Below are 12,109 nucleotides of genomic sequence, written 5' to 3' on the forward strand. Positions count from 1 at the left end.
CTGTAGTAAAATTAGTCATGAGAAAGTCCTCCTATAAAATTTCGGTTGTGGTAACTTTAATTTTACAGAATGGACTTTCTTTTTATCTACCTAAAATTTCTATTTACACAAAATATTTTACGCTATCTGTTTTTTTGTGTTTATGTAAGGGTTTATATGTTATTTATATCAATAGTTAGATGATAAACAAACTATTTTAAAAAGTATTTCAATTAACTGTCTATTTATAGAACAATTTCACATATAATTCATAAAAAATTTGTTTTTTTCTCTGTATTTTAACTATAATAAACATAAAGTTGTTCATTTGGTTTTTAAAGCAACTTTGAATCCTATTTAATAGTTTTTTACGTTTAAAAAGATTGATTAATTGGAGGAGAGGGTGATAAACAAGCAATTGAATTATCACAGGAGGGATAAGATGAGAAAAAAATATCCTGGTTACTTCTTTGTATTAATACTGTCTATTGTCATGAGCATGTCAATCGGTTGGCAATCTGAAGCAAAAGAGAGCAAACCATCATCTGAAGCGAAAACTGAAATGTCAACGAAAGACAGTACACAAAATAGTGAAAAAAGTGTTAATACGAAAGTAAGTAGTAGAAGTACGTCATTAAAGGACGTATCAACTAAGCCAAAAAAGGAATGGGGTGACTTACAAAACTTAAAAGAGTTTAGTTTGAATGATGACGGAGTTGGTATCGTCGCTTATAACTTTGGAAAAAGTATGGAAGACATTCAAGAGTTAAACGGTGATGAAGATGCAGCAAAAGAGATGATTTTATACGAAACAGGAGCTGTGGCGTATGGACTATCTGATAGCAAGGTCGTTGATGTGTCAGAACATATTGAAGTTGGTGATTTAGGCGATTTATTATCAGTGGCATCTAATGATTTAGCTGAACATCATATTAAGTTGACTGTTCCCAGCGAATACTCAGGTACAGGAAAAGAGTTATCTACCGAAATTATTATATATACGGGTAAAGTTGCAAAAGTGAGTACGTGGGATGAGTTGGATAAAGCAATGAAGGATAAAGATGTTGTGGTTGTTGACATTTTAAAATCGCTTCAAAGTAATATTCTTAATTTTGTGTCATCAAGGGATAATATTAAAGGTAGTAGAATTTTTCTAAATGATATTCAAGATAGAAAAAAAAATATAGCTATTTTAGGTAATGGTCATTCAATTGATTTTAAAAAAAGAGTATATCAATGGTATGACCACAATGAGAATCATAAAATTATTGTTGATAATTTAGATATGTATGGTACTGATTACTATGGCCCTTTTTCAATAAGAAATACTACAGGGTTAGGTTCCACGATTATATATCGAAATATAAATTATACAGGCTCCCAAATTACAGCTTCTTATCAAGCTATTATGAGGTTTGAAGGAAAAAATAATATAAAATCATGTAATAGTTATACATCGTTTGATGGAACTAAAAATACAAGTATGAATCAAAATGAGTCTGGTTTAGAAGCGCATACGTTAGAGTTTGCTGAATCTTCAGATACCAGTATAGAAGTTGAAAATGGCGATGGTGTAATTCTAGGAGCAAAGTATTCGGATGCTGATCCTGTTAAATCTATCCAACCTAGAATGACTGTTGAAAGAAATGCTAATGTAATGATTGAAACATTAGGAAATAGTGGTGAGTCAAAAAACGGAAACATTTATTCTGTAATTAATCTTCAGCGTAATGGTAAGGTTGAATTACAAGAAGGAGCTACTGTTACTACAAAAACAGCTGAAAACACAATTAGGATACCGGTTAGGATGGATTTTGATGATAGTCTTAGGAGGGGAAATGGTTGGGTAACATCAATTAACCTGGGTAAAAACAGTCGCTTTATAGCTAATAGTAATGGCCCCATCCCCTCTAATAGAGCTTCTATCTATCTAAATAATTACTCTGAAATTAATATTAGTGAGGATGCTCATTTTGATGTGAATGCAAACAGTATGACTACTGGTGCTCCAGTTGTTAGTATGGGGGCAAACTCCAAGATTAATGTTGATAAAGATGCTCATCTTAATGTTCACAAAGATGGTGGTAGAGGTCAGATTTTAAAACTGGATAAAGATTCTGAGTTTAATGTTTTTGACGAAGGACAAGCTATTTTTACTTCTGAAAATGAAACACGTTCTACTGATCCAATGATTTATGGTGGGACAGGATCTAACTTTATTATTGGTAGAAAAGGCCACTTTAGTTCGAAAATGAAAAATGGTGAAGGCAAAAGAGATATGCTTCAATTTGATAGGAATGCCAACTTTCAATTTAAAGATGCTAAAAGAGTCGAGTTAGATATTAGTGGTAATCCTAATGCTAACTTAATTAATATGGCGAGCCCTGGAACGTTTATTGCAGATGTTCAAAAGGTGTATGCTTGGTCGAAAAACGATGCATCTAAAGTAGCTACATTATCTGAAATAACCGAAGTGTCAGATGAAGAGGACGATGAAGTCAAAAGTGCCACATTTAAATGGAATCCTATGTACGGCATGGTGATTAATTATAACCGCAGTCGAACAATCGATGTTCAGGCTAATAGTATTTCACGTAAAACACGTGAAGATTTTAAAGAGAACTATCGAACGGAAAACTTTTCTAAAATTCTTTATACCTTTATTCCAGATGTTAGTGTTGGATTGGACGAGATAAGTGATAATAGAAAGATTGAACGGGGACAAAAACTAACAGGTGTAGCTAACAATGGTGCTTATATCGCTTTTTATAAAGTGCTTGATGAGGATAAACCTGAAACAGATATTCTTCTAACAACACCTACAGTCGCTTCGCCAGTGGAAGATGATGAAACCAAATTCCATACCACAGCGGATAATAAAGGAACGTATGAGTTTATTTTACCAAAAGATGTGGTATTAAAAGCAGGCGATAAAATAAAAGCTCATGCATTTTTAAATGGTAAAACAGATGAAAAAATTGTGACAGTACAAGATAACACACCGCCAGTAGGAGAAGGTGTCACATTTTATGAGTCACTGAATAGCACAACCCCATTACCAGAAAAATTTGTGACAAACATAAAAGATACTAATCCTAACAACAAGAGTTTTACCTATAAGTTTAATAAAGACACGCCTCAAGAAGTAGTAGATGGTTACATGTCTGATGTAGGAGAACATGTTGTGAAAGTAGATGTATCTGATGAAGCGGGTAATACTACAACGATCGATGCAAAATTAATAGTTATTAAGACAAATACTAACCTAATATCGAAAGATTTAATGATTTCTTATAAGGACTTGCGAACCATGTCTGAAGATGACATCAAGCAATACATCTTAAAAAATGGAAAGCTTGAAGCATATAAATTATCAGATGGTCAAAAAGAAGATGTCACACCATTTATTTCAGTGAAAGATTTAAACGGGTTGACTGATTTAGCTAACATTAAAAGTACACCTTATAACGTATCACTTGTCGTACCTGCAAAAGATGCCGGAACAACAGAAGATATTTTAGGTGAAATTAATGTAACGGTGACAGATATTGATTCTGTGATGACTGTTCAATTTGTTAATGAAGTCGATAAAGTGGTAGATGATTACACAACTACAATCAAAGCAAAAGTTGGCGATGTCATTGATTTAACAAAAAATGAAACACTCATAAAACAGATTGCTCAGTTAAATAGAGATGGGTATTTGATTGATCAAGACAAGCGACCCGAAAAGGAATCAAGTTTTTCAGTCACGGATACAGAAGTAGTCGTGACATATAAAGTATATGGCACGATTCAATTTCAATCAGTACCAACTGAACTGGATTTTGGTTCAGTTAAATACATTGCACGCCCTAACCGTGTAGAAAAACCAACATACGATAACAATTTAGTTGTAAGAGATACGCGTTCAGGTCAGGCAACTGGCTTTAGAGTGACGGCATCTATTACAACTCCCCTACAAACAAAAGATGGCAAACAACTCCAAGATGTTTTACGTTATGTGTTATCAGGTAAAGAAACTATTCTATCAGAAGCAGAAGAACCTATTTATCAGATTGATACTGGCAAAAAAGGACTTCATGACATCAGCAAAAATTGGAGCGATAAGAAAGAATCAGATGGTATTAAATTACAATTAGGTTCTTCAGGTGATATCCATACTGGGCAATACACAGGAGAGATTACTTGGAAAATTATGGAAGGACAACCTTAAGGAGATGAAAGAGATGACAAAAAAAATGCCTCATTTTTTAATCTGTTTGATGGTTGTGCTAGTTAGTTTGCTCACTCAACCCTTTATTGTGTTGGGTGCTTCTACTAATGCTCAAGTGGTCGTACCTAGTGAGATATCTTTTTATGAAGACGATGAGTCAATCAGTCATGATTCATCAACAAAAAAAGATAATCAAATCATTACCAGTAACTCCACAGTTGGAAAAGGTATTTTACCTCAAACAGGAGAAGTGATAAAACATGATGGTTTCATTGGCATCATCATTATTTTAGTGGTTTTATTGTTATTCTTTTTGCGAAAACGTCGAAAGGATGATGAGTATGAATCATAATATAAAGCGCGTGTTGCCATATACTTTATGTGTGTTATTGATGATTGTATTTGATGGACATATTGTGAACGCACAAGGTGAATTGGGACATAATGGTTCAGTAAAAGTGGAGGTAAGTGATAAACCCCCCCCTGTTGATCCAGAAAATCCTGATAAGCCAACTGATACAGATACCGATTATTCAACAAGTGGTGATTTGAGAATTGATTTTGTTTCTCCTTTAAACTTTGGGGCAAACAAAATCACTAAGACAAATCGAAAATACGCTGCACTAGCACAACAATTTGATGGAAAATTAGATGCTCGTGCTAACTACATCCAGATTACAAACCAACAAGAGTCTAAATCAGGATGGTCACTTCAAGTCAAACAAAATCGTCAGTTTACTAGTGTTACAAAAGATAAATACCTTAAAGAAGAATTAAAGGGAGCTATTTTATCTTTAGATAAAGGATGGGCCAATTCAATTAGTGAAAGTCGCCCACCTACTGTGACTAGAGAAACAATCGCGATTAATGAGATGGAAATGGCATACGAAGTCGCATCAGCAAAACCAAATGAAGCACGTGGTACATGGCTTATCTCGTTTGGAGCATCTGATAAGAACACTAAGAATCAGTCACCGACTTTGTCACCAGTAGTAGATGAAAATAATAATCAACTTATCGATGCAAAGACAAAAAAACCGTTGATTAGAAATTCTGCTGTGACATTAACCGTGCCTGATTCGACAAATATTCAACCTGTTTCTTATGAAACAGAATTAACATGGGTGTTAGGCAGATTGCCTTAACATATATATAAAATTTTAGGAGGAGAATTTATAATGAAAACAAGAAAAATTTATTCAACAGCATTATTAGCAATTTTAGGGGTATCTACTCTAGGCGCTCCTTTATTAGCCTCAGCTGAAGCAACAAAATTAACATCTAAAGGCTCAGTAACAGTTGAAGAAGGTACTGCTGGAGGTAAAGATACACCAACAATCGATGCAGAAGATCCTACTAAACCTTTACCAGAACCAGATAAAGACTCACCAAAAGAAAATAAAAATGAAGACACTGGTTCTCTTGTTATTGAAAGAACAACAGATTTAAACTTTGGTGAAATCAAAACTTCAGCAAATGATGTAGAAGCTTTTGCAGCACCAATGAAATTTGAAAGTGGCGCTAAAACACGTGGTGCTTATGTACAATGGGCTGACGTTCGTGCAGGTGGTACTTACGGTTATACAGTTACTGCTCAATTATCTAAACAATTCACTTCAGGTGAAAATGTGTTAAAAGGTTCAACACTTGATTTTTCAAATGGTATGATAGCAGCTCAATCACAAGACAATGATAAGACAGCTGCACAAAAAACATTACCATCAGATTCTAAAACAGCTTTCACATTAACTGATAAAGAAGGGGAAGCTGGAGATGCCGTAACAGTGGTAACAGCTGATCAAAAGAAAAAAGAAGGTAAAGGTCGTTTCATGATGGAATTTGGTCAAAGTAAAGACTACAATGCACAAGGTGAAGACAAAGCGACAGATGACAAATCTGTTAAGTTAACTGTCCCAGCTGCAACAGCAACTGATATGGTTAAAGGTGATTATGAAGCTGAAGTAACTTGGAAAATTGTTGCTGCTGAATAATTTTTGACTTTAATAGATAAAATAGTTAAAAGTGTCAAAGTCGGTGTCAAAACTGGCTTTGACTTTATGTGTTTATAGAAAGAAATAAAATAAAGGTAGATGTGGGGTTTGTTATGAGGGAGAAATTACGAGTAAGTCAATTGGTTGTGACATTATTAAGTGTGATGGTTTGCGCATTTTTCGGTGCTTCAGATGTTGTATTTGCCGAAGAGGCAGAATCACCAGCAGGATTTAATTATAAAATAAATTATCCAGATAATCAGACGGATAAAAGTTTAGGGTATTATAAATTGATGGTAGAGCCAGGTCAGGAACAAAAATTATCCATGACATTTAATAATCCTAGTAAAGAAAAAATTTCTGTTTCTATTGCCATCAACAGTGCGAAAACAAATCAAAATGGGGTTATCGAGTATGGTATATCAAAAATAAAAAAAGATGACTCATTAAAATTTGACTTAAAAGATATTTTAAAAGGACCTGAGAAAGTGGAGTTAGCTCCTGATGAAACCAAAACAGTTGAGTTTACTGTAAAGATGCCAGATGAAGCATATGATGGGGTGATTTCAGGTGGGATTGAAATTCAAAAAGATAATCAAGAGGGAACTAAAACAGAAGAAGGCGGAACGAAAATAATTAATAAATATGCCTATGTTGTGGGTGTGGTGTTACAAGAAAATGATAAAGATGTGCCACCAGAATTGAAATTAAACAAGGTAGAGCCAGGGCAATCAAATTATCGTAATGCGATATTCATTAATTTTTCTAATATTATGCCGTCATATGTGAATGATATGACCACTGAAGTGAAAATCATGAAAAAAGGCAGTGAAACCGTTCTTTATGAGAAGAAACAAACAGCGATGAGAATGGCCCCTAATTCATTTATTAACTACCCTGTTAGTATGAATGGTGAGCCGATGAAACCAGGTAACTATGAGGCAGATATACTTGTGACTTCAGGTGAGAGAAATCAAACTTGGCATTGGAAACAAGCGTTTGAAATTACAAGTGAAGAAGCAGATAAGTTTAATAATCGAGATGTTGGGTTAGTCCAAGAAAAAGGGTTTAATTGGAAACTAGTGGCCATGATAGTAGGTCTGTTGTTAATCATTATTTTTATCATAGTGTTCCTTCTATATCGTAAAAAGAAAAAAGAAGAAGCTAAAAAGAAAAAAAGCAAACGTCGTAATAAAAAATAGAACAGTTATAGGAGTATGAGACTATGTTGGATTTAGAATGGATTTACATCATTGCCTTATCATTGGGTATTTTATTTGTGATAGGTGTCTGTTATTTCCTTTTTCGTTTTATCTTTCTTGGTAAGAAGTTAAAGCAGCTTTCCAAAAAGAGAGTAAAAAACAAAAAGCAAAAACGGGAAAAAAAAGAAGAGAAAAAAGCTCTTACAAAAAAGAAACACTCTATTCTAATTTTATTTATAGTATCTTTAGTCTCTTCTATTCTATTTTTTAGTGGTTCTGCTTATATAAAATACTATCAATCAATGAATTTGACGCAAGAAGATTCTAAGTCTATTGTGAGTTCTTACTATTTGATACGTGATTTTGAAGATCAACTAAAATTGTTACGAGATAAGAAGGATGATCAAGTAAAATTAGAACAAAATATTCGTCAATTATCAACCTCAATGGCAAGTTATGGTACCAAAAAAGCAAGTACTGTCAATTCAGTTGATGGTCAGCTAATCTTAAATCGTTATTATAATTCTGTGAAACAACTTGGAATGAACGCTAGCACACAAACCAAAAACTTTTATGGAAATAGTGAACTCGTGAATGACTTTTTAAAAGATATTCAAGGTGCGAAAGATTACGAGGGAGACGTTTTTAGATATTACAAAGTAGATAAGTCGGTCTTAATCAAAGCAAAATAAGTAAAAATGAATCACATATAACTAGTTTAAGTGTCTAAAAGTTATATGTGGTTTATTTCGTTTTAAATGTCTATTATGTGTTCGTAAAATGATGTTATTATTTATTTTCAAGAAAAATTCATAATTAATTGTAATTATTTTACAATGGCATTATAATATAAATATGACTTTTAAGTATTTTATCTATTTTTATTTAATAGTTAAATGATTTAATTGTATGATATGAATTTTAAAAGTGAAAGCAAAAGGAGTGAGATTTATTTGTAAAATGAGGAGGAGAGATAAGTGAAGAAAAATCGATGGATGTTGATTGTTTTTCTATTTTTTTTTGTGCTTTTAGTCGAAGGTAAAAAAGTAAAAGCAGTATCTGGAGTTGAAACAATCCCGTCACTAACACAAAAACAAACAGCGCTTAAAAAGAAACAGTTTGGTAGTTTACCTAATCTAAAAGAATTTAGTTTAGATAGTCAAGGAACAGGAATTGTAGCATACAATTTCGGTAAAAGCATGGAAGATATCAAGGCTCTCAATGGCGATGAACAAGCTGCAAAAGAGATGATTTTGTATGAGAGTGGTGCCACTGGTTATAGCTTGATGGGTGATGTGACAGATGAAATTCAAGTAGGAGACTTGGGTGATTTGTTTTCAACGTCTTCTAATGATTTGGCAGAACATCATATCACGTTAACGGTCCCAGCGGAGTATTCAGGTACAGGAAAAGAGTTATCGACTGATGTGATTATTTACACAGGGAAAGTGGCAAAACCGACAACATGGAAAGAACTAGATAAGGCTTTGTTAGCAAAAGATGTGACGGTAATAGAAGTACAGGGAAATATGATAAATACGATTAACACTAATTCAAATTCTGAAATTAATACTAAGATGAGCAATGATAGAAAAGATTTTGCGATTTTAGGGAATGGTTATTCTTTGGATTTTTTACCTACTTCTTATTATTGGTGGTCTAATTCTGCAACAAATCCTAGTGTAACATTTGATAACATTGATTTGTATGGATCTAATTGGTATGGTCCAATAACAATGAGAGATAGCTTTAAAGGTGGTTGTCACTCAACATATCGAAATGTAAATTATTCAGGATCACAAGTAACAGCCTCTTTTCAATCGATTGTCACATTTGAAGGAGTTAATAATATCCACTCTAATGACACAACCTATAAATCATTTGACGGAACAGCTAGAACGATGTTGACAAAACAACAAGCAGGATTAGAATCTCACACGTTGATTTTTACTGAGCATTCTAAAACCAATTTAGAAGTTGATCAAGGTGATGGGGTTATACTCGGAGGATATTATTGTAATGTTGGGGATGTTAGTCATATACAACCATCATTGACTTTAAAAGACAACGCAACAGTTTCGATAAAGACTAATGGAAATTCTGGAGAAAATAAGAATTGGGGAGCTACACAAGCTATTCCTTCAGCCATTAATATTCAGAGAAATGGACGAGTCGATATAGGGAAGAACGCCAAACTTGTCACAGAAACTGCAAAAAGCACTAAAAGAGTTCCGGTTTATTTAGGTTTAACCAATAACACTAGTGATGATTCGAAAAATTGGGAAACTACCATTAATATGGATACTAATAGCGAATTTATCATAACTAATGGGGGACCGATACCTAAAAGTTATGGAGCTGTTATGTTACAGAATAAGTCCAGTATTAACGTAGGAAATGCTGCGAAAATGGTTCTTAATGCTAATAATATGACAACACAAGCATCAGGTGTTTTAATGGGGGTAAATTCTAAAATAAACGTTGCTAAAAAAAGTGAGTTAACAATCAATAAGAATGGTGGAATAGGTAATATTTTAACCTTATCGGCTAATTCTAGTTTTAACGTATCTGATGAGGGAGTAGCAAAATTTGTATCGGATGGCGAAGGAAATTCAACAGACTCTATGATATACGGGGCCGATAAATCAACATTTATTATCGGTGAACGAGGTCTTTTTACTTCCCAAATTAAAAACGGTTCTGGTAAAAGAACAATGTTGGATTTTGCTACTGGTGCGAATTTTCAATTTGCTAACGCTCGTCGAATTGATTTAGACGTACGTGGTAATTCTAATGCGTCTTTAATTGGAATGGATGCAGGCTCTTTTCTAGCAGATATTCAAGCAGTTAAAGGATGGACGAAAGCAGATGCGGACAAAGGCGATTCACAACCAACATATGATTGGAGTCCCATGTATGGTATGAATATCAGTTATGCTGATGATAATATCAAGAAAATAATAGCTAATAGTTTAACTTATAAAATGCGTGATGATTTTATTGAACATTACGATACAAACAAACTATCTCGTGTGCTATTTGATTATATCCCCGATGTTCACTTGGGCTTTGATGAGTTAAGTGATAATCCTGATTTATCAAGTAGTCAAGTCTTTAAAGGTGTCGTGAATCAAGGATCGAGTGTCGCTTTTTATAAAGTGGTAGACGAGAAAGATCCAAGTAAAGATGTTTTATTACCACATGCAACAGTTGCTTCACCTGTTGAAGGTGAAGACAAAAAATATCATTTAGTAACAAAAAATGAAACTTATCAGTTTGATGTTCCAAGTGATATGAAGTTGGTCGCAGGAGATAAAATCAAAGCATATGGTTTTTTAAATGGAAAAAGTGATTCGGTCATTAATGTGGTGCAAGATAAAACACCACCCACTGCAAAGGGAAAAAACTACTATGTACCAGTTAACAGCACTGCTCCAGATGCAGAGGATTTAGTACAAGATGTGGCAGATACCAATCCAAATAATACGGGATTTACCTATCAATATAATACTGAAAATCCATTAGATAAGATACAGTCATTGATGTCTGAACTAGGTGAACATGCCATTAAAGTGGATGTGTCAGATGAAGCAGGTAATACAGCAACCATTGATACCACATTAACTGTTGTTGAGTCTGATAGTCATATTAAAGCAGATGATGTGTCGATTAAGTACAAAGATTTACGAAATATGTCTAAAAAAGAAATAGAAAACGATATCTTGTCAAAAGGAAATATTTCGGCATATAAATTGCTTAATGGTCAAAAAGTTGATTTGACAAAATATGTGACGATAAAAGATTTAGGGGGATTAGACGATACTGAAAATATCAAAACTACTCCTTATACGGTGTCTTTAGTTGTTCCTGCAAAAGATGCGGGTGAAGGGATTTATGACGACATAGTAAAAACAATGAATGTACGTGTGACAAATATAGACTCAGTACTAACAGTTAGTTTTGTTAACGAGGCGGATAAAGTATTAGATCATTACACCACAACGATAAAAGCGCTAGTTGGCGATACGCTAGATTTAACCAAAGATAAAACCATTCAAGAAAAGCGAGATTTACTTGCAAAAGATGGTTATTTGTTAGGCAGTGGACCAAAAAATGAAACAGCGTTCAATGTAGCAGATTCGGAAATGGTGATTGTTTACCATGTGGAAGGCACTGTGATGATTCAGTCAGTTCCAACTGTATTAGATTTTGGAACGGTTAAATACATTGCAAGCCCAAATCGCGTAGAAAAACCGATGTATGATAAAGAGTTAATAGTGAGTGATACAAGAGCGAATGCTTCTAGTGGTTGGAGTATGTATGCCCAAATGACAGCACCGCTTCAATCGGCGGATGGAAACAAATTAGAAGATGTGATTCATTATGTCTCTAAAGGGGAAGATAAAGTGTTATCTGATCAGTCACAACCAATTTTTCATTATAAAGAGAATAAGGCTAGTGTATATGATATTAGCCATGATTGGGGTGACAAGCCTAAATCTGATGGGATTAAATTAGATTTAGGTTCTTCAGGTGATGTTTATACAGGTAGTTATACTGGTGAAATCACATGGAAGATAATGGAAGGTCAACCTTAAAAATAATAGAAAGTTCTCGCGTTTCGTGAGGGCTTTTTATGTTTTAAAGAAAATGAAAATTGAAATTTTAGTATTAAAGTAGGCCATTTTATTGTATCATGAACAATGTATGTCTTATTCAAT

The 12,109-nt window shown here is 33.8% G+C and carries 7 protein-coding genes; all 7 read left to right on the plus strand.

Going from position 1 to position 12,109, the window contains the following annotated elements; all coding sequences use genetic code 11:
• Positions 1-421 precede the first annotated feature (421 nt).
• The 7 genes from CBF36_RS00005 to CBF36_RS00035 all read left to right on the plus strand — a co-directional run bounded on the left by CBF36_RS00005 (position 422) and on the right by CBF36_RS00035 (position 11,986).
• Positions 422-4,195, plus strand: a complete 3,774-nt coding sequence (locus tag CBF36_RS00005) for a pectate lyase-like adhesive domain-containing protein (protein WP_125955493.1) — start codon at positions 422-424, stop codon at positions 4,193-4,195.
• A gap of 13 nt (positions 4,196-4,208) precedes the next feature.
• The gene (locus tag CBF36_RS00010; protein WP_165865336.1) at positions 4,209-4,547 is read left to right on the plus strand and encodes an LPXTG cell wall anchor domain-containing protein; all 339 of its coding nucleotides are present in this window, start codon (positions 4,209-4,211) and stop codon (positions 4,545-4,547) included.
• Entirely contained in the window at positions 4,537-5,340 is an 804-nt protein-coding gene (locus tag CBF36_RS00015; protein WP_165865337.1) for a WxL domain-containing protein, read from the plus strand. The genes CBF36_RS00010 and CBF36_RS00015 overlap by 11 nt, the downstream gene beginning before the upstream one ends.
• 33 nt (positions 5,341-5,373) lie before the next feature.
• Positions 5,374-6,186 carry a WxL domain-containing protein gene (locus tag CBF36_RS00020; protein WP_125955498.1) on the plus strand — a complete coding sequence of 271 codons (813 nt, stop codon included), beginning with the start codon at positions 5,374-5,376 and terminating at the stop codon, positions 6,184-6,186.
• 113 nt (positions 6,187-6,299) lie between these two features.
• Positions 6,300-7,388 carry a WxLIP family cell surface protein gene (locus CBF36_RS00025; RefSeq protein WP_125955500.1) on the plus strand — a complete coding sequence of 363 codons (1,089 nt, stop codon included), beginning with the start codon at positions 6,300-6,302 and terminating at the stop codon, positions 7,386-7,388.
• 23 nt (positions 7,389-7,411) lie between these two features.
• Complete coding sequence (locus CBF36_RS00030) at positions 7,412-8,080, plus strand: hypothetical protein (protein WP_125955502.1); 669 nt, start codon at positions 7,412-7,414, stop codon at positions 8,078-8,080.
• Between the two features lie 285 nt (positions 8,081-8,365).
• Entirely contained in the window at positions 8,366-11,986 is a 3,621-nt protein-coding gene (locus CBF36_RS00035; protein WP_125955504.1) for a pectate lyase-like adhesive domain-containing protein, read from the plus strand.
• Positions 11,987-12,109: the final 123 nt, after the last annotated feature.

Source organism: Vagococcus bubulae (assembly GCF_003950315.1).
Taxonomy (GTDB): Bacteria; Bacillota; Bacilli; order Lactobacillales; family Vagococcaceae; genus Vagococcus; species Vagococcus bubulae.